23 protein-coding genes are annotated in these 24,633 nt (G+C 64.2%); 17 read left to right on the top strand and 6 right to left on the bottom strand.

Going from position 1 to position 24,633, the window contains the following annotated elements:
* Positions 1-18 precede the first annotated feature (18 nt).
* Genes gatC through K5607_RS02465 form a run of 5 tightly spaced genes read left to right on the top strand, consistent with a single transcriptional unit; the run spans position 19 to position 4,281 of the window.
* Entirely contained in the window at positions 19-306 is a 288-nt protein-coding gene (gene gatC / locus K5607_RS02445) for an Asp-tRNA(Asn)/Glu-tRNA(Gln) amidotransferase subunit GatC (RefSeq protein ID WP_054774980.1), read from the top strand.
* Between the two features lie 18 nt (positions 307-324).
* Positions 325-1,779 (top strand): Asp-tRNA(Asn)/Glu-tRNA(Gln) amidotransferase subunit GatA, encoded by a 1,455-nt coding sequence (gene gatA, locus K5607_RS02450; RefSeq protein ID WP_221048084.1) that lies wholly within the window; start codon positions 325-327, stop codon positions 1,777-1,779.
* A 44-nt stretch (positions 1,780-1,823) separates the two neighbouring features.
* On the top strand, positions 1,824-2,159 hold the full coding sequence (locus K5607_RS02455; protein WP_054773767.1) for a hypothetical protein: 336 nt from the start codon (positions 1,824-1,826) through the stop codon (positions 2,157-2,159).
* An 18-nt stretch (positions 2,160-2,177) separates the two neighbouring features.
* Positions 2,178-3,608 (top strand): Asp-tRNA(Asn)/Glu-tRNA(Gln) amidotransferase subunit GatB, encoded by a 1,431-nt coding sequence (gatB, locus tag K5607_RS02460; protein WP_054773768.1) that lies wholly within the window; start codon positions 2,178-2,180, stop codon positions 3,606-3,608.
* A 16-nt stretch (positions 3,609-3,624) separates the two neighbouring features.
* Positions 3,625-4,281 (top strand): methyltransferase, encoded by a 657-nt coding sequence (locus tag K5607_RS02465; RefSeq protein WP_221048085.1) that lies wholly within the window; start codon positions 3,625-3,627, stop codon positions 4,279-4,281.
* Between the two features lie 43 nt (positions 4,282-4,324).
* Here K5607_RS02465 and K5607_RS02470 read toward each other — a convergent pair whose 3' ends face one another.
* On the bottom strand, positions 4,325-5,785 hold the full coding sequence (locus K5607_RS02470; protein WP_221048086.1) for an alkaline phosphatase D family protein: 1,461 nt from the start codon (positions 5,783-5,785) through the stop codon (positions 4,325-4,327).
* A gap of 476 nt (positions 5,786-6,261) precedes the next feature.
* On the opposite strand from K5607_RS02470, the gene K5607_RS02475 reads away from it, so the two are divergent.
* From K5607_RS02475 to K5607_RS02485, 3 genes are all read left to right on the top strand, one after another.
* A complete protein-coding gene (locus tag K5607_RS02475; protein WP_221048087.1) occupies positions 6,262-7,992 on the top strand; it encodes a sulfatase-like hydrolase/transferase in 1,731 nt (576 codons plus the stop codon).
* A gap of 354 nt (positions 7,993-8,346) precedes the next feature.
* Positions 8,347-9,165 carry a shikimate dehydrogenase family protein gene (locus K5607_RS02480; protein ID WP_246598934.1) on the top strand — a complete coding sequence of 273 codons (819 nt, stop codon included), beginning with the start codon at positions 8,347-8,349 and terminating at the stop codon, positions 9,163-9,165.
* Positions 9,166-9,333: 168 nt separating this feature from the next.
* Positions 9,334-10,092 carry an HAD family hydrolase gene (locus K5607_RS02485; RefSeq protein ID WP_054773598.1) on the top strand — a complete coding sequence of 253 codons (759 nt, stop codon included), beginning with the start codon at positions 9,334-9,336 and terminating at the stop codon, positions 10,090-10,092.
* A 106-nt stretch (positions 10,093-10,198) separates the two neighbouring features.
* Here K5607_RS02485 and K5607_RS02490 read toward each other — a convergent pair whose 3' ends face one another.
* The 5 genes from K5607_RS02490 to K5607_RS02510 all read right to left on the bottom strand — a co-directional run bounded on the left by K5607_RS02490 (position 10,199) and on the right by K5607_RS02510 (position 15,257).
* On the bottom strand, positions 10,199-11,104 hold the full coding sequence (locus K5607_RS02490; RefSeq protein WP_221048088.1) for a formylglycine-generating enzyme family protein: 906 nt from the start codon (positions 11,102-11,104) through the stop codon (positions 10,199-10,201).
* Positions 11,105-11,114: 10 nt separating this feature from the next.
* Positions 11,115-11,705 (bottom strand): hypothetical protein, encoded by a 591-nt coding sequence (locus tag K5607_RS02495; protein WP_156302439.1) that lies wholly within the window; start codon positions 11,703-11,705, stop codon positions 11,115-11,117.
* Positions 11,706-11,811: 106 nt separating this feature from the next.
* On the bottom strand, positions 11,812-14,097 hold the full coding sequence (locus K5607_RS02500; RefSeq protein ID WP_221048089.1) for a Tex family protein: 2,286 nt from the start codon (positions 14,095-14,097) through the stop codon (positions 11,812-11,814).
* A gap of 118 nt (positions 14,098-14,215) precedes the next feature.
* Positions 14,216-14,689: a peroxiredoxin gene (locus tag K5607_RS02505; RefSeq protein WP_054773594.1), complete on the bottom strand. Its 474-nt coding sequence runs from the start codon at positions 14,687-14,689 to the stop codon at positions 14,216-14,218.
* 7 nt (positions 14,690-14,696) lie between these two features.
* On the bottom strand, positions 14,697-15,257 hold the full coding sequence (locus K5607_RS02510; protein ID WP_221048090.1) for a glycine cleavage system transcriptional repressor: 561 nt from the start codon (positions 15,255-15,257) through the stop codon (positions 14,697-14,699).
* Positions 15,258-15,375: 118 nt separating this feature from the next.
* Between K5607_RS02510 and dapA the strand changes: the two genes are divergently transcribed.
* The 9 genes from dapA (at position 15,376) to K5607_RS02555 (ending at position 24,624) form a co-directional block, all read left to right on the top strand.
* Positions 15,376-16,251, top strand: a complete 876-nt coding sequence (dapA, locus tag K5607_RS02515; protein WP_054773592.1) for a 4-hydroxy-tetrahydrodipicolinate synthase — start codon at positions 15,376-15,378, stop codon at positions 16,249-16,251.
* 5 nt (positions 16,252-16,256) lie between these two features.
* On the top strand, positions 16,257-17,033 hold the full coding sequence (gene bamC, locus K5607_RS02520; protein ID WP_221048091.1) for an outer membrane protein assembly factor BamC: 777 nt from the start codon (positions 16,257-16,259) through the stop codon (positions 17,031-17,033).
* A gap of 183 nt (positions 17,034-17,216) precedes the next feature.
* Positions 17,217-21,095 carry a phosphoribosylformylglycinamidine synthase gene (purL, locus tag K5607_RS02525; protein WP_221048092.1) on the top strand — a complete coding sequence of 1,293 codons (3,879 nt, stop codon included), beginning with the start codon at positions 17,217-17,219 and terminating at the stop codon, positions 21,093-21,095.
* 80 nt (positions 21,096-21,175) lie between these two features.
* Positions 21,176-21,601 (top strand): Hsp20/alpha crystallin family protein, encoded by a 426-nt coding sequence (locus tag K5607_RS02530; protein WP_054774739.1) that lies wholly within the window; start codon positions 21,176-21,178, stop codon positions 21,599-21,601.
* Positions 21,602-21,719: 118 nt separating this feature from the next.
* Entirely contained in the window at positions 21,720-22,211 is a 492-nt protein-coding gene (rraA, locus tag K5607_RS02535; RefSeq protein ID WP_054774738.1) for a ribonuclease E activity regulator RraA, read from the top strand.
* 4 nt (positions 22,212-22,215) lie between these two features.
* Positions 22,216-22,782, top strand: coding sequence for a cob(I)yrinic acid a,c-diamide adenosyltransferase (locus tag K5607_RS02540; RefSeq protein WP_221048093.1), 567 nt, complete (start codon positions 22,216-22,218; stop codon positions 22,780-22,782).
* Positions 22,783-22,841: 59 nt separating this feature from the next.
* On the top strand, positions 22,842-23,774 hold the full coding sequence (gene ispH, locus K5607_RS02545) for a 4-hydroxy-3-methylbut-2-enyl diphosphate reductase (RefSeq protein ID WP_221048094.1): 933 nt from the start codon (positions 22,842-22,844) through the stop codon (positions 23,772-23,774).
* A 77-nt stretch (positions 23,775-23,851) separates the two neighbouring features.
* On the top strand, positions 23,852-24,217 hold the full coding sequence (locus tag K5607_RS02550; protein ID WP_221048095.1) for a rhodanese-like domain-containing protein: 366 nt from the start codon (positions 23,852-23,854) through the stop codon (positions 24,215-24,217).
* Positions 24,218-24,222: 5 nt separating this feature from the next.
* Positions 24,223-24,624 (top strand): RNA-binding S4 domain-containing protein, encoded by a 402-nt coding sequence (locus tag K5607_RS02555; RefSeq protein WP_054773205.1) that lies wholly within the window; start codon positions 24,223-24,225, stop codon positions 24,622-24,624.
* The last annotated feature ends 9 nt before the right edge of the window (positions 24,625-24,633 follow it).

Here is a 24,633-nt window from a genome sequence, read left to right on the forward strand (position 1 = left end):
GTTATGGAGTTGTGACTCATGTCATTAACGGCTGACGAGGTGAATAAGATCGCCTGGCTGGCGCGCTTGGCCATCGACGTGGACAAAGTGGACGCCTACGCCCGCGATTTATCCGGCATCCTCGGTTTCGTGGAGCAGATGGACCAGGTGGACACCGCCGGCGTGGCTCCCATGGCCCATCCCCAGGATTTGTCCCAGCGGCTGCGGCCGGATGTGGTGAGCGAGACCGACCAGCGCGAGTTGTTCCAGGGCATCGCTCCCCGCGTGGAGGCGGGCCTCTATCTGGTTCCCAAAGTCATCGAATAAAGCCCAGCGAATTCCATCATGCACGATAAAACCCTCGCGGAACTGGCGGCCGGTCTTGCCGCCGGCGAATACAGCAGCCGGGAACTGACGCAAACCTTCCTGGCCCGCATCGAACGCCACAATCCCCAGCTTAACGCTTTCGTCACCGTCACGGCCGAGCAGGCCCTGGCCCAGGCCGATGCGGCGGATCAACTCCGCACCCAAGGCAAAGCCGGCAAGCTGACCGGGGTGCCCATGGCGCACAAGGACATTTTCTGCACGAAGGGGGTGAAAACCGCCTGCGGCTCGAAAATGCTCGATAAATTCATTTCGCCCTACGACGCCACCGTCGTGACCAAGCTGAAAGACGCCGGCATGGTGAATTTGGGCAAGCTCAATATGGACGAGTTCGCCATGGGCTCTTCCAACGAGACCAGCTTTTACGGCCCGGTCAAGAATCCCTGGGACACCGGCACGGTTCCCGGCGGCTCTTCCGGCGGCTCGGCGGCGGCGGTGGCCGCCCGTCTGACGCCGGCCGCCACCGGCACCGACACCGGCGGTTCCATCCGCCAGCCGGCGGCCTTCTGCGGCATCAGCGGCATCAAGCCCACCTATGGCCTGGTGTCCCGCTACGGCATGATCGCTTTCGCTTCCAGCCTGGACCAGGGCGGCCCCATGGCGCGCACCGCAGAGGACTGCGCCCTGATGCTTTCCGCCATGACCGGCTTCGACCCGCGCGATTCCACCAGCCTGGATCGTCCGGTGGTGGATTACAGCGCCGGCCTCAACGGCGATCTCAAGGGCCTGCGCATCGGCCTGCCCAAGGAGTTTTTCGACGAAGGGCTGGACGGCGACGTGGCGAAGGTCATTCAGGCCTCCATCGAGGAGTTCCGTAAGCTGGGCGCCGAGGTCAAGGAAATCTCCCTGCCCAACATGAAGCTGTCGGTGCCGGTGTACTACGTGGTGGCTCCGGCGGAGTGCTCGTCCAACCTGGCGCGCATGGACGGCGTGCGTTACGGCCACCGCTGCGACAATCCCAAGGACTTGCTGGACCTGTACACCCGTTCCCGCGGCGAAGGCTTCGGCGCCGAAGTGCAGCGCCGCATCCTCATCGGCACCTACGCCCTGTCGGCCGGCTACTACGACGCTTATTACCTGAAGGCCCAGCAGATTCGCCGCCTCATCAGCGACGACTTCAAGCGCGCCTACCAGGAGGTGGATGTGATCATGGGCCCGACCGCTCCCAGCGTGGCGTTCCGTTTCGGCGAGAAGAGCGGCGATCCGGTGTCCATGTATTTGTCCGACATCTACACCATCGCGGTGAACCTGGCGGGCCTGCCGGCCATGTCCATTCCGGCCGGCTTCAGCAACAACCTGCCGGTGGGGCTGCAGCTGATCGGCGATTATTTCGCCGAGGAGCGTTTGCTCAATGCCGCCCACCGCTACCAGCAGGCAACGGACTGGCACCGGCAGGCGCCGAAAGACTTCAATTGAAGTCGCTGTAACGCGACGTTGCCCGCCAGCGAGGGGAGTATCCAATGAGCGACTCGGTATTGCCTGTCCGTTTCAGCAACGAGGAATTGAGCCGGATCATCAACGAGGCGCTGCTGTATCAATGCGCTTGTCCGGCCCAGGTGGCGGAGTTGGCGGCCAAGTTGCGCCAGTTGCACGCTTACCAGCAGAGTTGCCGTGAGCAGAATCCGCAGTTGCAGGATGCCCACGAGCGCATCGCAGCCGCCGTGGAGGAGGCCCACGTCATCATGGAAACCTGCCTGGAGGATGTGCTGGCCATCGAGCAATGGGATCGCAATACCTTGATCATGCCCCAAGCCCTGCGCCAGAGGCGCGACGAACTGATCGACAATCAACCTTAGCACCGCGGATCGAATTGTATGCAATGGGAAACCGTCATCGGGCTGGAAATCCACGCCCAACTCGCCACCAAGTCGAAAATCTTCTCCGGCGCGGCCACCGCCTACGGCGCCGAGCCCAACACCCAGGCCTGCGCCGTGGATTTGGGCCTGCCCGGCGTGTTGCCGGTGCTCAATGAGGAAGCCGTGCGCATGGCCGTCAAGTTCGGCCTGGCCATCGACGCCAAGATCACGCCGCGCTCGGTGTTCGCCCGCAAGAACTATTTCTATCCGGACTTGCCCAAGGGCTACCAGATCAGCCAGTACGACCTGCCGGTGGTGGGCCAGGGGCATCTGAACATCGAAGTGGACGGCGAGGTGAAGACCATCGGCGTCACCCGCGCCCACCTGGAAGAAGACGCCGGCAAGTCCCTGCACGAGGACTTCCACGGCTCTTCCGGCATCGACCTCAACCGCGCCGGCACCCCCTTGCTGGAAATCGTCTCCGAACCGGACATGCGTTCCGCTAAGGAAGCGGTGGCCTACATGAAAAAGCTGCACGAGCTGGTCAGATACCTGGAGATCTGCGACGGCAACATGCAGGAAGGCTCGTTCCGCTGCGACGCCAACGTGTCCGTGCGTCGCATGGGCGAGAGCAAGTTCGGCACCCGCTGCGAAATCAAGAACCTCAACTCTTTCCGCTTCGTGGAAAAAGCCATCAACTTCGAGGTGGAGCGCCAGATCGACATCATCGAGGGCGGCGGCACCATCAAGCAGGAAACCCGGCTGTACGACTCGGCCAAGGACGAAACCCGCTCCATGCGCAGCAAGGAGGAAGCCAACGACTACCGTTACTTCCCCGATCCGGATCTGCTGCCCCTGGATATCTCCGAGGAATTCAAGGAAAAAGTGCGCGCCACCCTGCCGGAACTGCCGGACGCCAAGCGCGAACGCTTCCAGCAGCAATATGGCCTGAATGCCTATGACGCCGGTGTGCTCACCGCCGGCCGCGACCTGGCCGACTATTACGAAGCGGTGGTGAAGGCCGCCGGCTGCGATCCGAAACTGTGCGCCAACTGGGTGATGGGCGAACTGTCCGCCCGCCTCAACGAAGGCAACCTGGAAATCGGCCAGAGCAAAGTGACCGCCGCCCAACTGGCCGGCATGCTGCAACGCATCAGCGACGACACCATTTCCGGCAAGATCGCCAAGGACGTGTTCGAGGCCCTGTGGTCGGAAGGCGGCACGGCGGACGAGATCATCGAAAAGAAGGGCCTGAAGCAGATCACCGACACCGGGGCGATAGAGGCCATCATCGACGGCATCATCGCCGCCAACCCGGAGCAGCTGGCCCAGTACAAGGCAGGCAAGGACAAGCTGTTCGGCTTCTTCGTCGGCCAGGCCATGAAAGCCACCCAGGGCAAGGCCAATCCGGCCCAGCTGAACGACCTGCTGAAGAAAAAACTCGGCTGAAGTCCGCGTGACGACGATGTCGAAGGAACCCATCAGCATCGGGAGACGGGAAAAAGAGCTGTCGGTCTATTTGGAGCGGCAGCCCTATTTCGTCGAGCAGGACGGCATCCGGCTGAAAATCGCCAAAAACGTTTTCCCGTCGGATTTCGGCATCACCAGCTCGTTCGTCGGCGACTTCATGCTGAGGCAGCAACCGGTCGGCGTCGCCTTGGACATGGCCTGCGGCAGCGGTTATTTCGCTTTCCTGCTGAAAAAAATCGGCTGTTCCACCGTGTACGGCGTGGATTTCAACCGGGACGCCGTGGCTTGCGCCAAGGAAAACCTGGGTTTGAATCCCGCCCTGGCTCCCATCGAATTCATCCACAGCGATTTATTCGCCGACGTTCCGCCGGTGAAGCTCGACGCCATCATGTTCAACTTCAACTATTACCCGTCCGACGGGACATACGGGTTGAACGCGGACGGCGGCAGGGAAATCCTCGAGCGGTTTTTCCGCCAGGTTCCCGCTTATATCAACGACGGCGCGAGGATTTATATCCCTTACTCGCAATTCGTCGGCGAAGAGCACGACCCCAAGCGCATCGGCGCGGCCTTCGGCTTCGCTTGCTCGGTGGCGGCCAGCGTGGCGAACGAGGCCGGCGAGCATTACATCTACGAAATCACCAAGACGTAGCCAGCGTCCCAGGCTTGCCTCCGGATCGGAGCGGCGACGGCCGTTACGGCGGCAGCACCAGGGAATAAACGATGCGCCCATCGGCGCGATGAAGGTTGGCGGTCAGCCGGCCCCGCTCGTCCACCGCGACGCTGCCGTAATTCAGCCACAGCTTGGCTTCATCCCAGGTTTTCACCGCGCCGCTGTCCTTGGGGCCATAAAAAAACAGCCGTTCCGCGCCGAATGCCGGGTCGAATTTGTCGTTGGGGAAAAGTCCGGCATTCAGCGGGCCGCTGACAATTTCGTGGATTTTGAAATCCGGATCGTCCGCATAAGGCGTGTAGCGAAACGCCGCGGCAAAATGCACGTCCGTGGTGAGCCAAAGGGAGTTGCCGATGGCGTTTTGATGCATGAAGCCGATGATGTCCGACAGCTCGTTGGAGAAGCCGGTGCTCTGATCGTAATGGGCCCAGCCGTCGCGGCCGTTGCCCTCCGGAAAGCCGGTCGGAATCGACAAAGGCACGCTGGTGACGATGATTTTCCAGACGGCATCGGAGGCTTTCAAAGAGGCCTTCAGCCAGGCCAATTGCTCGCGCCCCAGCAGCGATTTGGGCTGTTGCGGCGAATCCTGGGCCGCATTGGCGTCGCGGTATTGCCGGGTATCCAAGAAGAACAGCTCAACCTGTTTGCCCCAGCGGATATTGCGGTATAAGCGTTGCGGCGTATGGGGCAGCTCCGCGATGGGGTTGTAGTCCAAAAACGCCTTCAGCCCCAGCGGCATCAAATGCTTTCCGGGCGTATACGGTTCCTGCTGGCGGGTGTCTTGCAACGGGCCGAAGTCGTTCACCACCTCGTGGTCGTCCCACACGGCGTAATAGGGCAGCTTGGCTTGCAAGCGCCGGTACACCGGATCCTGCCGGGCATAACGCCAATGCGCCCAAAAATCCGCCATGTCCGCCGCCGGGCCGAAGTCGCCTTTGACCTGCGCGTTACCGAACAGCCCGACCGCTTCGCAAGTGTTGTCGGCGTAGATCATGTCGCCCAGGCCGACAAAAAAATCCAACGGCATGGCGTCGATGGCGCGCAAGGCGGGGAATCCTTCGGCTTGGTCGCGGCAAACGTTTTGTCCGGCCAAATCCCCGCCCCAAGCAAAGCGCAGGGGGCTAGGCTGCTGGGCGTCGGGAGCGGTACGGAACTCACCCTGGGAAGCCGGGCCGAAGTCGGCGGTGGCGGCGGCACGGAAGCTGACGCGGTAGTGGTACAGCCGGTTTGGCCGCAAACCGTGAAACAGCGTTTTGCCGCTGTAGTTGCTGCTTTCGTCCACCGGCACTTCGCGCCACTGCTTGCCCAATTGGAAACGCAGCGCTCCCGAACCGGCCCCGTGCGCCCATAGCACGGCACTGTCGGCAGACACGTCGCCGGCGGCGACGCCCAGGGGGATGCCGCCATCCGCTACGGCCGCGGCTCCCGCCAGCAGGGCCGGAATGCAAACGATAAACCGCCGTATGTGACTCCCTCTGGCCATGGCAAGCCGCTCCCGGATTGTTAGACGTTTAAACGAGCGCCGAGCCGGGGCGTTCGGTTGAAATGGTTGAACAGCGGATAGGGCGTAGACCCCGGCGGGGACATCATCCGATAGTCGATGCGCGATTTCAAAAGATCGTGGCGGTCGGCCGGCCGTTAGGCCCGCTCACGCCCGGCGGTTGCGCCGACGCTGAGCTCTGTTGCTGTCGTCGCATAGAAAAGTCTTAGCCGAGCCGGCCGGGTAAGTTTGGGATGACTTTCCTGTAATCCTGGGCCTGCATACATCGAGTCGGGCCTGCGGTACTGTTCTTCGCGCGAGCTAGCTTGCGCGCCAATCGGAGATGATTCAGGGAACTGGGGTAAGGATGCCGTTCATGGGCGCTTTCCAACGAGTTTCCGGCGTGAACGATTGCACGGGATCGGATCGACAGCCGCCGACCCCGACCATGAAAAGCAGCCAACCCAAGAGAAACCGCCATGGTAAAACGACCCAATATCCTCATCATCATGACCGACGAAGAGCGTTTTCCGCCCGCTTACGAAACCGAAACGGAAAAAAGTTATAGGCAGCAGCACATGCCGAACCGGGCCAGGCTGTTGCAGGAAGGCGTTTCCTTCCAGCGCCACTACGCCGCTGCGACCGCTTGCGAACCCAGCCGCGCGTCCTTGTTCACCGGCCAATATCCCTCGCTGCACGGCGTGTCGCAGACCAGCGGCCTGGCCAAGAATTCCCAGGATCCGGGCCTGTTTTGGTTGCCGCCCAATACCGTGCCCACTATGGGCAACTATTTCCGCACCGGCGGCTATCGAACCCTCTACCACGGCAAATGGCACATCTCCGACCAGGACTTGACGATACCGGGCACCCATACCGCCTTGCTCAGCAATGCCGCCGACGGCACGCCCTATCCGGACCGGGTCAGGGCTTACCAGGCCGCCAATCGCCTGGGCCAATACGGTTTCGACGGCTGGATCGGTCCCGAGCCCCACGGCGCGCTGGCCAACAATGCCGGCATCATCCGCGACCCGGGCTTCGCCCAGCAGGCGGTGGACTCGCTGCAACAGCTCAACCAACAGGCGCTGACGGGCGAGGACTTGCCGCCCTGGCTGATGGTTTGCTCCTTCGTCAATCCCCACGACATCGTTTTCTCGGGGCAGGGCTGGACGCTGCTGGGCTTGCCCAGCGTCCCCTACGGCGACTTGCCGAAGTTTCCCGCACCGCCCACCGCCGACGAAGACCTGACCTGCAAGCCGCGTTGCCAGAAAGATTACGTCATCAACTACGGCAACTTTTATTACCCGCAGCCCACGCGGGAACGCTACCGGCAGCTTTATTTCTACCTGCAAAGCGTCACGGACGCGCTGATAGGCCAGGTGGTCGACACCTTGGACAGCTGCCCGGCGCTGAGCCAAAACACCGTCGTCATTTTCACATCGGACCATGGCGATGCTTTGGGCTCGCACGGCGGCATGCACCAGAAGTGGTACAACGTGTACGAAGAGACCATCCACGTGCCTCTCGTCATTCGCCAACCGGGCAAGGCGGGCAAGGTCGTCGATACGCCGACCAGCCATGTGGATTTGCTGCCCACGGTGCTGGAACTCGCCGGCATCGACGCGGAAGCGGCGCGCCAGGCGCTTGCGCGGGACTACACCGAAGCGCGGACCCTGGTGGGAGAAAGCCTGGTGCCGCTGCTGGACAACCAACCGGAGCCTGCGCGCAGCATTTACTTCATGACCGACGACGAAGTGGACCAGGGCTTGAACGAAGTCAGCGTCAACAAAGTGGTGCAGACGCTGGCCTCGCGCCAGATGATGCAGTCCGGCGACGATCTGGTGAGCACGCTGGGCAAGGCGTGGAACCAAACCGTGGTGCAGCAGGCGTACACGCCCACCATCGAGCCCCATCACATCGAAACCGTCGTCACCCGCATCGACGGCGTGCTGTACAAATACAGCCGCTACTTCGAAAACCCGCGATTCGTCGGCACCGCCCCTGGCAATCCCGACGGTACGGTTTCCGAGTACCGCGTGCCCGACGAGTGGGAACTGTACGACCTGGACGCCGACCCCTACGAGGCGAACAACCTGCTCGCGCCGTGCTGCGCCAATCCACCTTCCCAGCAGCTCGTCCATACCCTCCGGGCGACGCTGATATCCGAGCGGGAAACTAAGCGCCTGCTGCCGCAAACGCTGAACCAGCAATAAGGGAAATCACGGTGGCGGGTGCGATTGCCGGCCTGCGGCCGCACCCCGGCGCCAAGCGATGCGGCATGACCGGCGCGTGGCAAGGGCGCGGGGGCTCCCTTGCCGCCACCCAGCCTATCGGCTGAGGCATCCCCTGCCTCTGTGGACGAAGCCGCGCTTGCCTCGCCGGCGACGTGGTATTGGCGGCGCGGTTGGGGGCTTTGGAATAGCGCGGATTATATTGCTTTGTGAGTGCTGGCCCAGCGCTACAATTTTCCTGTCCTGATCCAAATATCGCTTATTCCATCACCCGTAACGACAAGGGGCATCGCCATGGCAAACGCAACACTACCGCCGCAAAAACAACTGACTTGCATGCTCGGCCATCCGGTTGCGGAGAACCCTATTGATCGGATGTTCGATGCGGTTTTCGCCCGCTATGGCCTGCATTGGCAGTTCTGGAAATGCGACGTCGACTCGGCAGACAAAATCGCCGCCGCGATAGCCGGCGTCCGGGCATTGGGCTTTTCCGGCGCCTGCATCACCGTACCGTATAAGGTGGTGTCTATCCCGCACCTTGACGAGGTGGACGACGACGTTCGGGCCATCGGTGCGGCCAACTATATGACCGTCGAGGACGGCCGTCTGGTCGGGCACAACAACGACGGCAAGGGCGTGGTCAAAGCCATCAAGAAGGTAACGCCGATCCAAGGCAAGCGGGTGGTTATGCTCGGTGCCGGCGGTGCCGGCCGGGCGATGGCGGTGGAACTGGCTTGGGCCGGCGCGTCGCAGCTGACCCTCGTCACCCGGCGCGAGGAGCAAGGCGTCGAAGTGGCGCAAACGGTGACCAAGGCATCGGGCGTTCCCGCCGAATGGCTGCCATGGCGCGGCGAAGTCGTCGTCCCGCCGGGCACCGACATCCTGATGAACGCCACCCACCTGGGCTGTGCGCCGGCGCTGGAGCCGGTGCCGGTCGCCTGGGACAGCGTCCCGGCGGCCACTACCGTCGTCGATGTTATTACCAACCCGCGCATCACGCCGTTTTTACAGGCGGCGCGTTCCAAAGGCTGCCCGATTGTCGACGGGGTCGAAATGTTGGTTCAGCTGGCTATGCAGATTTTCCAAGCGTGGACCGGCATCGAACCCGATGAAACCGTCTTCCAGCGGGCCGTTGCCCAGGCGCTGGGAGAATAGACCGGCGCTTCGGGACTCACTGAGCGGGAAGCTCGTGGGCTGGGTGGGGCCGCAAGCCGCCGGGGGTTCGTCGTTTCTACCCAGCCCACCCGCTTTTGCCGAAGCCGAATCTCTCTTATCCTGGCGCCCCTCGCGCACATTCCATAAACCAACGTAGATTTTGACTCGATGAACCATTCGATTGTTTACGCCCTCGACTTCGACGGCGTCATTTGCGACAGCGCCCTGGAAACCGGAATCTCCGGCTGGAAAGCCGCCTGCCGTTTGTGGGGCGACATGCCCAGGGACGCTCCGGCGGATAAGGTCGAGGCTTTCCGCCAAGTCAGGCCGGTCATCGAGACGGGCTACGAAGCGATCCTCGCCATGCGCATGCTGCACCTGGGCGCTTCCGTGGAAACCCTGTTTGGCAGCTACGCGACCGAATTCCAGCGGCTGATGCGGGAGGCGGGGGTGGACAGCGGCGAGTTGAAGGCCTTGTTCGGCGCTACCCGCGACGAATGGATCGCCGCGAACCCGGCCGAGTGGATACGGGAAAATTCGCTCTATCCGGGCATGGCGGAAAAGTTGGCCAAGCTCGGCCAGACCAACACCTGGTACGTCGTCACCACCAAGCAGGAACGCTTTGTGAAGATGATCCTGTCCGGCAATCGGGTCGAGTTGCCGGACGAGCGGATCTTCGGCCTGGACCGCAACATGAGCAAGGCGGAGGTGCTGAAGCTGTTGCTGGAGCGCCACCCCGGACAGCCGATCCGTTTTGTCGAGGATCGGCTGCTGACCCTTGTCAAAGTCAGCCAGGAACCGGCGCTTGCCGCCGTGGAGCTGTTGTTCGGCATGTGGGGCTATAACACGGAGGAAGACCAGCGCCTGGCGCAAACCCATGAATTCAAACGGCTGCAGCTCGACGAGTTCTTGTCTGATCTTTCCTAGCTCCGTGGGGCTGTCGGGTGCGGTGAGCCCGCGAAACCGGTCGTTCGCGCTCGATGCGGTTCGCTGCCGCTCACCACATAACTACACGGACTAAGACTTGAAATAATTAGTCATGGGCCAGCCGGAAGCCGATGCCGTTGTCCCGCGTCTCGGGGTCCTCCCTGCCGCGTAGCGCCGCTCGCACCAGATCCGGCTCGTTGCCCCAGGAGCCGCCGCGGTACACCCGGTAGCCCGCTTGACCGCCGCAGGTGGTTTCCGTGCCGTCGTAGCGTGCCGTGTAGGCCGAGCAGGTCCATTCCCACACGTTGCCGAGCATGTCGTACAGGCCGAAGGCATTGGGGCGGTAGCTGCCGACGGCGGCGGTGTGGATGTAGCCGTCGTCGCAGTGGAACGGGTCGTCCACGTGCCAGTCGGTCTGCCGCTCGGTGCTGTGGTCCGCCACGTTGGCATAGCGGCACGCCCGGCTTTCGCTGTTGCCCCAATAGCGGGCGCCGGCGGTGCCGGCCTTGGCGGCGTATTCCCATTCCGCTTCGGTCGGTAGGCGGTAATGCCGGCCGGTCTTGCCGTTCAGCCAGCGGATATAGGCATTGGCGTCTTCCCAGCTGACGCACACCGCCGGATGGTTGCCGCTCTGGGGCAGAGCCGGGTTTTGCCAGTCGCGGCCGGCGCGTTCCTCCACCGTGGCGGGCGAGCCTTCGTAGGTCCAGCAGGAGGAGCCGGCTCGATAGCCGCTGTCGGCCACGAATGCCGCGAATTCGGCCACGGTCACCTCAAAGCGGCCCAGGTAGAAAGCCTGGAGTTGCACCGTGTGCAGCGGCCGTTCGTCGTCGGCGCTGTCGGCTTCGTCGCTGGCGGCGCCCATCTGAAAACTGCCGGCGGGGAGGCGCACCATTTCCGGCGGCCTCGGCCGCTTGGCGCCGCTCTTGGCCGGCGCTTCGTCGCCCGAACAGCCCGCCAGCGCAAGCGATGCCAGCAACATCAGCGACCAGCGGGTTCTATGGTTCAGGGGCACGGGCAATGTCCTAAGGTCGGCGCTTGGTCTTCTTCGCCTTGGCAAGGCAGCCGGCGACCGTCGCCTGTATTCGCTGCGAGGCGGCGGTGTGGAAGGGGAAGGCCGCTTCGATTTTGCGCAGGCGATCGGCGTAGCCTTGCTGGACCCAGCTCAGGGTCGATTCGCCCTGGGCCATGGCGGCGGCCACATCGGCCAAGTCCCGGCGGATGGCGGAGTACTGGTTGGTGGAGAAGACGAAGGCGCCCTGGACTTCGGCGCTGTACCAGCCGCCGATGTCGGTGCGCAGCTCGTGCTTGCCTTGCGCGCCCGTGACGCTCAGCACGGTGAGCTTGGTTTTGCCGGCCGTGGGGGCGGGGCCTTCGAACGCGTCGTAATCGAATTGCTGCGGCTCGGGATAGGCTCCCGACACGACCAATTGCAGGTTCAGGTTGTTGTGCTCGGGTTGGCAAGTGAGCAGCAACTGGGCTTGCCTTTCCCCGTCCGGCGTTTTGGCGCGACCGTCGAAGGCCAAGGTGTCCGCCGTGCCCGCATGAATCTGCCCGGCGCAGAACAGGGCAAGTCCGGCGATCAGGCAGGCGAGAGGAGGATGTCTTTGGGGCATGGGGCTGTCCTTGGTCCTATGAAAGGGCGCGAGCGGGTCGGCGTGGTCCCTGGTGAAGCGGGGCGGACATTGCCGCCTCGCTTCGCTTTCCCCAGCAATGAGGCAGCTATTTGCTTCTGGCCTTGGCGAAAGCGTCCGCCAAGCTGGAGCGGGGCACCGGGGCGGGGTTGTTGCGCGGCTTCGCGCGCGGATCGTTGGCTTTCTTATCCGCCGGACGGCTTTCCGTAACCTGGGCGTCGCTCTTCATGCTGAGCGAAATGCGTTTGCGCGGCGCGTCCACTTCCAGCACTTTCACTTTCACTACCTGTCCGGCCTTGACCACTTCGTGGGGATCTTTGACGAACTTGTCGGCCAGTTGCGAGACGTGCACCAGGCCGTCCTGATGGACGCCGATGTCGACGAAAGCGCCGAAATTGGCGACGTTGGTCACCACGCCTTCCAGCCACATGCCGGGCTTGAGGTCCGAAATTTCCTGCACGTCTTCCTTGAAGGTGGCGGTCTTGAACTCGGGGCGCGGGTCGCGGCCGGGCTTTTCCAGTTCCTTCAGGATGTCGGTGACGGTGGGCAGGCCGAAGCGCTCGTCCACGTAGTTTTCCGCGTTGACGCTTTTGAGCAAGGCGGCGTTGCCGATGATCTCCCGCACGTCCTTGCCGGTGGCGGCGATGATTTTGTGGACGACCGGATAGGCTTCCGGGTGCACGGCGGAGGCGTCCAGCGGGTTGGCGCCGTTGGTGATGCGAAGGAAGCCGGCGGCTTGTTCGAAGGTTTTGGGCCCCAGGCGCGGCACTTTCAGCAGGTCGTCGCGGCTGTTGAAGGCGCCGTTGGCGTCGCGGGCTTCGACGATGTTCTGGGCGATGGTCTGCGACAGGCCGGACACGTAGCGCAGCAGCGACACGGAGGCGGTATTCACGTCCACGCCCACGGCGTTCACGCAGTCTTCCACCACGGCGTCGAGGCTACGGGCCAGATGGCCCTGGTTGACGTCGTGCTGGTACTGGCCGACGCCGATGGCCTTGGGTTCGATCTTAACCAGTTCCGCCAGGGGGTCTTGCAAACGGCGGGCGATGGAGACGGCGCCGCGCAGGGACACGTCCAGGTCGGGGAATTCCTTGGCGGCCAGCTCCGAGGCCGAGTACACCGAGGCGCCGGCTTCCGAGACGACGATCTTGGTCAGCCCCAATTCGGGATGGCGTTTCATCAGGTCGGCGGCCAACTGGTCGGTTTCGCGGCTGGCGGTGCCGTTGCCGATGCTGACGAGCTTGACGCCGTGCTTGGCGGACAAAGCGGCCAGGACGGCGATGGATTGGTCCCACTGGTTCTTCGGCTGGTGCGGGTAGATGGTGGCGGTGTCCAGTACCTTGCCGGTGGCGTCCACCACCGCCACTTTCACGCCGGTGCGCAGGCCGGGGTCCAGGCCCATGGTGGCCTTGGCGCCGGCCGGGGCGGCCAGCAGCAAATCCTTCAGGTTGCGGGCGAAGACGCGGATGGCTTCCTCTTCCGCCGCATCGCGCAAACGCTGCATCAGGTCCAGCTCGATGCGGGTGAACAGCTTGATGCGCCAGGCGAAACGCACGGCTTCCGCCAGCCAGGCGTCGGCGGGGCGGCCCAGGTTCTGCACCTCGAAGCGGTGGGCGACCAGGCCTTCGCAAGCCTGGTGGGCCAGGTCCGGTTCCTTGCCCGGCTGCACGTCCACCCGCAGCACGTCTTCGCCCCTGCCGCGCAGCAGGGCCAGGGCGCGGTGGGAGGGAATTTTCGACAGCGGTTCGTCGTATTCGAAATAGTCGCGGAACTTGGCGCCTTCCTGCTCCTTGCCGGGCACCACGCGGGAGATGACGATGGCCTCATTCCACAGCTTTTCGCGCAACCGGCCGGTGAGTTCCGCGTCCTCGGCGAAGCGCTCCATGAGGATTTGCTTGGCGCCTTCCAGGGCGGCGTCGGCATCGGCCACGCCTTTCTCCTCGTCGATGAACTTGGCGGCTTCCGCGCGCGGGTCCAGGGTCGGATCGGCCAATAAGCTGTCGGCCAACGGTTCCAGGCCGGCTTCGCGGGCGATCTGCGCCTTGGTGCGGCGCTTGGGTTTATAGGGCAGGTAGAGGTCTTCGAGTACGGTTTTTGTCTCGGCTTCCAGAATGGCCTGCTCCAGCTCCGGCGTCAGCTTGCCCTGTTCGCGGATGCTTTCCAGGATCACCTCGCGGCGGGCGTTCAGCTCGCGCAGGTAGTGCAGCCGCTCTTCCAGGTTGCGCAACTGGGTGTCGTCCAGGCCCTCGGTGGCTTCTTTGCGGTAGCGGGCGATGAAGGGCACGGTGGCGCCCTCGTCCAGCAGCTTCACGGCGGCTTCCACTTGGCGGGCGGCCACGGCCAATTCTTGCGCGATGCGCGCGATGACGTTCATGGGGTTGGGATTCCGTTATTGTGGGGTTGTATCGGGACAGCGGTGGGTGACGGCGCGCGGCGAAGCCGTTGCGGCTTTCGCTCGATGAGCGCGGTGCGCGCCTAACCCACCCTACGAATTAAGGGGCGAGATTCTTGATGGCTTCCAGCACTTCGGCCCAGTGGCCGGCCACTTTCACCTTGCGCCATTGGTTGGCAAGTTTGCCGTCGCGGCCGATGAGGAAGGTGCTGCGTTCGATGCCCATGACCTGTTTGCCGTACATGTTCTTCAGCTTGATGACGTCGAACAGCCGGCACAGGGTTTCGTCCGGGTCGGACAGCAGGTCGAAGGGGAATTCCTGCTTGCACTTGAAATTTTCGTGGGACTTGAGGCTGTCCCGCGATACGCCCAGGATCACTGCGTCGTGGGCCTGGAACTGGGCGAAGTTGTCGCGGAAGGCTTGGCCTTCCTGGGTGCAGCCGGGGGTGCTGTCCTTGGGGTAGAAGTACAGCACCACGGGCTTGCCGCGCAACTCGGCCAGCGCGATGGTTTTGCCGCCGGTGGCGGGGGAGGTGAAGTCGGGTACCGCTTGTCCTATGGTGATTTCGCTCATATGTCGTTCAGCGCTTGATGGGCTCCATGATGGCGTCCAGGTTGGCGTGGTCGCAGAAGTCCAGGAATTCGTCCCGCAGGGAAATCACGCGCACGGCGGCCGGTACCTTGACGATCAAATGGGCGGTGAATAGCGGCGAGTCGCTGTAAGGCGCGTCGTAGCGGCTGGCCGCCACGTCGTGGATGCGGATGCCGCGCAAGGAGAAAAAGGACACCACCTCGTTGAGCACGCCCGGCTGGTCGGCGGCGTATACGTCCACGGAATAGGGGATGAGGTCGGGCTGCTCCTGCGGGGTTTCTTCGACCCGATGGGTGCGCAGCTTCCAGTTGAAGCGGCTGGCCAAGGCTTCCAGGGAGGTTTCCAGTCGAGCCACGTGGTTCCAGTTGCCTTCCACCATGAAACAGGCGGCCAGGTCGCCCGCCATGTCGGTCATGCGGGCCTCCTCGACGGAGCAACGGCTCTCCTTAACGGCGCGGCTCAGTTCCTCGATCATGTCGGTGGGGTTGGCCCCCACGGCGGTGACGATTAGCTGCATGGCAACGGCAGTCTCCAGGACCAAAAAAAGCAAGGCTGAAAGTGTATCACGGGATTTTTCCTATTGCCCGCCGAGGGCGGTGGCGTCGTCTTGTCAGGCCGCCGTCCGGCGGGGTAACATGGCACGTTTCCTTAGGATTTTTGGACAAGGCATGATTCGAGGTAGCATCGTAGCGTTGGTGACGCCGATGGAGGCTGACGGCTCTTTGGATGTGACGAGTCTGCGCCGGTTGGTGGACTTCCACGTGGAGCAAGGCACCGACGCCATCGTCGCGGTGGGCACTACGGGCGAATCCGCTACGCTGGACGAGGAAGAGCACTGCAACGTCATCCGCTGGGTGGTGGAACAGTCCGCCGGCCGCGTTCCGGTGATCGCCGGCACCGGCGCCAATTCCACTACCGAAGCCATCAGCCTGACCCGCGCCGCCAAGCAAGCCGGCGCCGACGCCTGCCTGCTGGTGACGCCTTATTACAACAAGCCCACCCAGGAAGGCCTGTACCGCCATTACAAGGCGGTGGCCGAGGCGGTGGACATCCCGCAGATTCTCTACAACGTGCCCGGCCGCACCGGCTGCGACATGCTGCCGGAAACCGTCGGCCGGCTGTGCGGCGTGCCCAACATCGTCGGCGTGAAAGAAGCCACCGGCAAGCTGGAGCGGGTCAAGCAAATCCGCGACTTGTGCGGTGCGGACTTCGCCCTGTATTCCGGCGACGACGCCACCACCCGCGAGTTTTGCCTGCTGGGCGGCGACGGCACCATCACCGTCACCGGCAACGTGGCGCCGCGCTTGATGCATGACATGGTGGCGGCGGCCCTGGCCGGCGACGCGGCTTTGGCCCAAGCGCTGGACGCCAAGCTGGAGGCGTTGCACCGCGACTTGTTTATCGAATCCAATCCTATCCCGGTGAAGTGGGCGGTGCAGCAAATGGGTTTGATGAAAGCCGGCATCCGCTTGCCCCTCACTTGGCTGTCGGACCCTTGCCATGAAGCGGTGCGGTCGGCCATGCGGCAGGCGGGAGTCATTTGAACGTTATGAATCGTTTTCTTAAAGCGACGACGGCCAGTGCGTTGGCCATGGGGCTGAGCGCTTGCAGCACGGTGCAAAGCTGGTTCCCCGACAAGCAGAAGGAATACCGCTACAGCACGGAAATTCCGCCGCTGGAAATTCCCCCCAATCTGGTCGGTACGATGGACGGGCCGCCCGGCTATGCGGACGAGCCCCCCGAGCCCGTCCCTGCCGCCGCGGCGGCAGGGACGGCGGCGGCCGGCGCGGCGCCTCCCTCCCCGGCGGGCGCCATTGCCGACAGTCCCATCGGCAAGTACCGGCCGTCCCCGGTGGGCGCGGAGCTGACTGCCGTCCTGGCCAAGGACTCCACCAGCCCCCATATCGCCATCGAAGCGCCTTTCCCCAACGCCTGGACCATGGTGGACAAGGCCATCAATCGCCTGCGCCTGGAAATCAAGGACAAGAACCGTTCGCAGAAAGTGCTGTACGTCTATTATTCGGAGAACGCCAAGCCGTTCGAGCCGAGCTGGAGCGACGACCTCCTGGCGCCTTTCGGCGGTTCCAAGCATCGGGACGACGAGCGTGAGTACCAGGTGCGGCTGGAGGACCTGGGGGACGTTTTGACCAAGGTGCGCGTGTTCGATGGCGCTGGCGAGAAAGCTCAAGCGGAAGGGGAGGGCTACCAGCTGCTGCAACTCATCCAGAAGAAGATCGTCGCGCTTTCCGAGCCGGAGCCTGATCGTCGGCGCGGCGAGACCACGCCGGAGAACGAGCGCCCCGGGGACGAGGAAGACGCTCCCTGATCGGGGGCGGCAAGGCCCCCGATCTTCGCGCCCGATGGCATCTTGCTTCGCCCGTCGAGCCACGACGCACCTCTTTAACCAAGGCGGCGCCGATCCATTCGGCGCATCCCTGCCTGGGTGGCGCCCGTTAAACGCGGAGCGTGTCCGAACCCACACGATTATCACCGTCCTGCCGAGAACGTTATGTTGCTAACCATCCCCGGTCCGTCCGCCCTGTCGCCGTTTCGCCTGCGCAAGCTGCTGGAAACCCTGCGCGGCGTGGACGGGCATATTTGCGCCGTTTCCGCCCGCCACGTCCATTTCGCTGATTGCCGGCGTGCCCTGAGCGAAGCGGAAACCGCCACGCTGCATGACATCCTCCATTACGGCCAGCAAGCCGAAGAGGCCGAAGGCGAGGCGATTTTGATCGTGCCGCGCCTGGGCACCATCTCGCCCTGGTCGAGCAAAGCCACCGACATCGCCCGCCAGTGCGGCCTGGACGCCGTGCGCCGCATCGAGCGGGGCATCGCCTACCATATCCACAGCCACGCCACCTGGACGTTGCCGCAGCGCCAAGCCATCGAAGCCCTGCTGCACGATCGCATGACCCAGGCGGTGCTGCGCAAGGGCCACGAGCAGCAATTGTTCGCCGCCCATGAGCCGGGCCACTTGCGTTACGTCCCGCTGCTGGAGGAAAGCAAGCCCGCCCTGTGGCGCGCCAACGAAGAGCTGGGGCTGGCTCTGTCGGAAGACGAAATCGAATACTTGGCGGAAAGCTTCACCGCTTTGCGGCGCAACCCCACCGACGTGGAGTTGATGATGTTCGCCCAGGCCAATTCCGAGCACTGCCGCCACAAGATCTTCAACGCCCGCTGGACCATCGACGGCCAGGAGCAGGACAAGTCCCTGTTCGGCATGATCCGCAACACCGCCGAGCACAGCCCGGCCGGCCTGATTTCCGCTTACAGCGACAACGCCGCCATCATGGAAGGGCATCAGGCCCGGGTGTTCCTGCGCGACCCCAAAACCGGCGCTTACGGTTACCAGGACGAGCCGGCCCATATCCTCATGAAGGTGGAAACCCATAACCACCCCACCGCCATTTCGCCCCATCCGGGCGCGGCCACCGGCTCCGGCGGCGAAATCCGCGACGAGGGCGCCACCGGCCGCGGCTCCTGGACCAAGGCGGGCCTGACCGGCTTCACCGTGTCCAATCTGCGCATCCCCGGCTTCCAGCAGCCCTGGGAAAAAGACTTCGGCAAGCCGGGCCGCATTGCCACCGCCCTGGACATCATGCTGGAAGGCCCCATCGGCGGCGCGGCCTTCAACAACGAATTCGGCCGGCCCGCCCTGGCCGGTTATTTCCGCACCTTCGAGCAGGCCGTGCCGGGCACGGACGAGAAGCAGCTGCGCGGCTACCACAAGCCCATCATGATCGCCGGCGGCATGGGCAATATCCGTCCCATGCACACCCATAAGCAGGACATCCCGCCCGGCACGCCCATCGTGGTGCTGGGCGGCCCGTCCATGCTCATCGGCCTGGGCGGCGGCGCGGCTTCCTCGCAAGCCTCCGGCGAAGCGGCGGAAGATTTGGACTTCGCCTCGGTGCAGCGGGAAAACCCGGAAATGCAGCGCCGCTGTCAGGAAGTCATCAGCCGTTGCACCGCCCTGGGCGATGCCAACCCCATCATCTCCATCCACGACGTGGGGGCGGGCGGCCTGTCCAACGCCGTGCCGGAAATCATCCACGACAGCGGCCGCGGCGGGAAACTGGAGCTGCGCGAAGTGCTCAGCGACGATCCCGGCATGTCGCCCATGCAGATCTGGAGCAACGAATCCCAGGAACGCTACATCCTGGCGGTGAAGGCCGAGGAACTGGAAGCGTTCCGCGCTTTCTGCGAGCGGGAGCGCTGCCCCTACGCGGTGATCGGCCACGCCACCGAGGACGAGCATTTGTTGCTGGCCGACCGCGAGTTCGGCAACAGTCCCATCGACATCCCCATGTCCTTGCTGTTCGGCAAGCCGCCGAAAATGCACCGCGAAGTGGCCCACCAGGCTCCCAACGTGCCCGGCTTGGATTTGGCGGGCATCGACCTAGCCGATGCCGTCCGGCGGGTGCTGAGCTTCCCGGCGGTGGCGGACAAAACCTTCCTCATCACCATCGGCGACCGCTCCATCACCGGCCTGGTGGCCCGCGACCAAATGGTCGGCCCCTGGCAGACGCCGGTGGCGGACGTGGCCGTCACCACCAGCGGCTACACGGTCTACACCGGCGAAGCCATGGCCATGGGCGAGCGCAGCCCGCTGGCCCTGGTGGACGGCCCGGCGTCCGGCCGCATGGCGGTGGGCGAGGCCATCACCAATATCGCCGCCGCATCCATCAAGGGCATCGGCGACATCAAGCTGTCCGCCAACTGGATGGCCGCCGCCGGCAACCCCGGCGAGGACGCCGCCCTGTTCGACACGGTGCGCGCCGTGGGCATGGAGCTGTGCCCGCAACTGGGCATCGCCATTCCGGTGGGCAAGGACTCCCTGTCCATGAAAACCGTGTGGAAGGACGCGGCCGGCGACAAGACCATGACTTCGCCGCTGTCCCTCATCGTCACGGCGTTCGCCCCGGTTCTGGATGTGCGCTGCACTCTGACGCCGCAGTTGCGGCTGGACCAGGGCGACAGCCGCTTGATCCTCATCGACCTGGGCGCGGGCAAAAACCGCCTGGGCGGTTCGGCCCTGGCCCAGGTGTACGGCCAGTTGGGCAGCCAAGTGCCGGACCTGGACGATGCCGAGCGCCTGAAAGCCTTTTTCGGCGCGATCCAGGTGCTGCGCGACGAGGGTCTGTTGCTGGCCTACCACGACCGGGCCGACGGCGGCCTGCTGGCGACCCTGTGCGAAATGGCTTTCGCCGCCCACTGCGGCCTGGACATCGACCTCGAACCGCTGGCCGGCGACGCCCTGGCGGCCCTGTTCAACGAGGAACTGGGGGCGGTGATCCAGGTGAAGGCCGACGCGGCGGCCACCGTGCTGGGTTGCTTGCGGGAAGTAGGATTGGACCTGTGCAGCCACATCGTCGGCGCTCCCCTGGCCGACCAGCACATCCGGATTCGCAGCGGTTCCGCCGTCTTGCTGGAGAAGCCCCGCATCGAACTGCAACGGGCCTGGTCGGAAACCAGCTACCGCATGCAGGCCCTGCGCGACAATCCCGACTGCGCTCGCCAGGCGTTCGACGCCCTGGAAGATCCGCACGATCCGGGCCTGCACGCCCATCTGACCTTCGATCCGGGCGAGAACGTGGCGGCGCCGTATGTGGCCGCCGCCCGTCCCCGCGTCGCCATCCTGCGCGAGCAGGGCGTCAACGGCCACGTGGAAATGGCGGCGGCCTTCGACAAGGCCGGCTTCGCGGCGGTGGACGTGCACATGAGCGACATCATCGCCGGCCGCGTCAGCCTGAAGGAGTTCGCCGGCCTCGCCGCCTGCGGCGGCTTCTCCTACGGCGACGTGCTGGGCGCCGGCGGCGGCTGGGCCAAGTCCATCCTGTTCAACGGCCGGGCGCGGGACGAGTTCGAAGCGTTTTTCCGCCGCGGCGACACCTTCGGCCTGGGCGTGTGCAACGGCTGCCAGATGATGGCGCAGCTGCGCGATCTGGTCCCCGGCGCCGAGCACTGGCCGCGCTTCGTGCGCAACGTGTCGGAGCAGTTCGAGGCGCGCGTCGCCATGGTGGAAGTGCGTCCGTCGCCCTCCATCCTGCTGCGCGGCATGGAAGGCTCACGGATGCCGGTGGCCGTGGCCCACGGCGAAGGCTTCGCCGAATTCAGCCGCGACCCGGCCACCGTGCTGCACCGGGAGCTGGTGAGCCTGTGCTACGTGGACAACTACGGCAGCCCGACCGAACGCTATCCGGCCAATCCCAACGGTTCGCCTTTCGGCATCACCGGCCTGACCAATACCGACGGCCGCTTCACCATCATGATGCCGCACCCGGAGCGCTGCTTCCGCACCGCGCAGAACTCCTGGCATCCGGACGGCTGGGGCGAAGACGGCCCGTGGCTGCGCATGTTCTGCAACGCCAGGGTTTGGGTGGGTTAAGGCGGCGGATTTCGCCTTGAATTCCTCCGGTGCGGGTGCAATATTCAATTGGAAGGCAACCCAAGCGGAGGTAACAAGCCATGACCCGTAACGAACCCTGGAGCCTGCTGCACCAATTGCAGCGGGAGTTGGAGCGATCGATGGAGGCGCGGGGCGGCGACGGCAGCGTTGCCACCGCCGAGTGGACGCCGCCGGTGGACATCAAGGAAAAAGCCGACGGCTATGTGCTGTATGCCGACGTGCCGGGCGTGAAACCGGAAAACATCGAGGTGACCATGGAGAACGGCATCCTCACCGTAAAAGGCTTCCGCGAAACCGAGGCCCACGCGGCGAAGGAAGGCTACAAGCGCATCGAACGCGTGCACGGCGCGTTTTACCGCCGCTTCTCCCTGCCGGACACGGCCCACGCCGAGGGCATCACCGCCCGATGCAGCAACGGCGTGCTGGAAATTTCCATTCCCAAGCGGGCCGCCGTGCAGCCGCGTAAGATCGTGATTTCCACCTGAACACATCCGGCCCGCGGATGGCGACAAGGAGAGGCCCGCGCGAGGATGACGCGGGCTTTTTCTTGAGCGGCGCCGGGCGTTCCGGCCCATTCGCACAAACCTCTTTGGGAGAACCACCATGACCTGCGCGATAAAAACCGCCGATTTGTGCGACCGCCACGGCGACACCGAGCATTTCCAAATCGCCGAGCCGGCCTTCCGCAGCTACGGCGGCCAGCCGTCCTTTTGCGGCGAGATAGCCACCCTCAAGGTGTTCGAGGACAACGTGCTGCTGCGCCAAGCCCTGGAGCAAAAAGTGGAGGGCAAGGTGCTGGTGGTGGACGGCGGCGCGTCCCACCGCTGCGCCCTGCTGGGCGAGGACCTGGCCAAGCTGGCGCTGGACAACGGCTGGAGCGGCATCATCGTTTACGGCTGCATCCGCGACACGGCGGCCATTGCCGGCCTGCCCATCGGCGTCCGCGCTTTGCACGCCCATCCGTTGAAAAGCCATAAGCGCGGCCACGGCGAGCGGGACATCCTCATCACCTTCGCCGGCGTCAATTTCCGCAGCGGCCACTACGTTTACGCCGACGAGGACGGCATTGTCGTCAGTTCCAGCAAACTGGTGTAGCGCCGTGGGCCATCGCTTGAGCCGTATCGTCACCCGCGGCGGCGATGCCGGAACCACCGGCTTGGCCGACGGCAGCCGATTGCCCAAGCACGATGCGCGCATCGAGTGCCTGGGCGAAGTGGACGAACTGAACAGCCTGATCGGCTGGCTGGCGGCCCAGCCGCTGCCGCCCCAGTGGCTGCCCTGCCTGGAAGAAATCCAGCATGCGCTGTTCGACCTGGGTGGCGACTTGAGCCTGCCCGGCCGCGACAGCGTGGGCCAGGTCCAAGTGGAGTGGCTGGAGCGTTGGCTGGACTACGGCAATGCCGGCCTGCCGCCCCTGCAAGAATTCATCCTGCCCGGCGGCGGTCCGGCGTCCGCCGCTTGCCACGTGGCGCGCAGCGTGTGCCGACGCTGCGAGCGGCGTTTGACGCCTCTGTTGCTGGAAGGGCGCGTGAGTCCGGCCGCTTACGCTTACGTGAATCGCCTGTCCGACCTGCTGTTCGTGCTGGCGCGGCTGCTGGCCCGCGGCGCGGGCGGCGAGACGCAATGGCGCCACGGCCGCGTAGCGCCGGAACCGCCATTGCCCTAACCCTTGGCCCGTGGCACAATTCCCTACTAACCCACCCAAGAATTAACGGTTGAACCATCATGCAAATCGTACTCGCCAATCCCCGTGGTTTTTGCGCCGGCGTGGACCGCGCCATCGAAATCGTGGAACGGGCCATCGAAGCCTTCGGCGCCCCCATCTACGTGCGCCACGAAGTGGTGCACAACCGCTACGTGGTGGACGGTTTGCGTGATCGCGGTGCGGTGTTCGTGGAAGAGCTGGACGAAGTGCCGGCCGACGCCACGGTGATTTTCAGCGCCCACGGCGTATCCAAAGAAATTCAGGAAGAGGCCAAGGAACGCAAGCTGCGGGTGTTCGACGCCACTTGCCCGCTGGTGACCAAGGTGCACATCGAAGTGCACCAGCACGCCGCGCAAGGCCGCGAGCTGATTTTCATCGGCCACGCCGGCCACCCGGAGGTGGAAGGCACCATGGGCCAATACGACAGCCCGCAAGGCGGCATCTACCTGGTGGAGTCGGTGGACGACATCGCCAAGCTGGAAGTGAAGAATCCCGACAACCTGGCCTACGTGACGCAAACCACCCTGTCCATCGACGACACCCAAGGCATCGTCGACGCCCTGCGCGCCCGCTTCCCGAAAATCGTTGGCCCGCGCAAGGACGACATCTGCTACGCCACGCAGAACCGCCAGGACGCGGTGAAAAAGCTGGCGGCCGATTGCGAGCTGATCCTGGTGGTGGGCTCCAAAAACAGCTCCAACTCCAACCGCCTGCGGGAAATCGCCGAAAAACTCGGCCGCAAGGCCCACCTCATCGACGACGCCGACCAGATGCAGCGCGAATGGCTGGAAGGCGTGAACCACATCGGCGTGACCGCCGGCGCTTCCGCCCCGGAAATCCTGGTGAAGAACGTGGTGAGCCGCTTGCAGGAATGGGGCGGCCAGGGCGCTGCGGAAGTGCAGGGCATCGAGGAAAAAGTGGTGTTTTCCCTGCCGAAAGAACTGCGCGGCTGATTTTACTCCGCACCGTTGCGGGAAAAGTAGCTTCTGCTAATATGCTGGCATCAGCAACCTGAACGGGAGACATAGCCATGGCATTGACCGCAATGGACTTGGTGGCCGCCGCCAAGCAAAACATCCGTGAAATTTCCGTGGCCGACGCGCAAGGCCAGGCGGCCGGCATGCGCGTGCTGGACGTGCGCGAGCCGGCCGAATATGCCGCCGGCTGCCTGCCCGGCGCGGTGAACATCCCGCGCGGCGTGCTGGAGTTCAAGATCGACAACATTCCGGTTTTCAAGGACGACAAGCAAAGCCCCATCCTGGTGTACTGCCAAAGTGGCGGCCGCTCCGCCCTGGCGGCGGAAGCGTTGCAAAAGCTGGGCTACCAGCCGCTGAGCCTGGCCGGCGGTTTCGGCGCGTGGAAAGACGCCGGCGGCGCCATCGCTACGCCGGCCTGATTCCTATGGCCCAGGCGGAAGCCGACAGCAAAATCCGCCTGGACAAATGGCTGTGGGCGGCGCGCTTTTTCAAGACGCGCCAGCTCGCCGCCGACGCCGTCAGCGGCGGCAAGGTCCACCTCAACGGCCAGCGCGCCAAGCCGAGCAAGGAAATCGCCGCCGGCGCCCGTTTGGTCATCCACAAAGACCAATACGAATGGGACGTCACCGTGACGGCCCTCATCGCCCAGCGCCGCCCCGCCAAGGAAGCCGCGCTGCTCTACGAAGAAACCCCGGAGAGCCTCGCCAAGCGCCAGCAACTGGCCCAGCAAAGACGCGACCAATGGGACTACGGCCTGCAATCGGAAAGCCGTCCCGACAAAAAAGAGCGTCGCCAAATCCACCGCTTCAAGCGGGCGGAGCGATAAGTCCGCACC

Source organism: Methylogaea oryzae (assembly GCF_019669985.1).
GTDB lineage: Bacteria > Pseudomonadota > Gammaproteobacteria > Methylococcales > Methylococcaceae > Methylogaea > Methylogaea oryzae.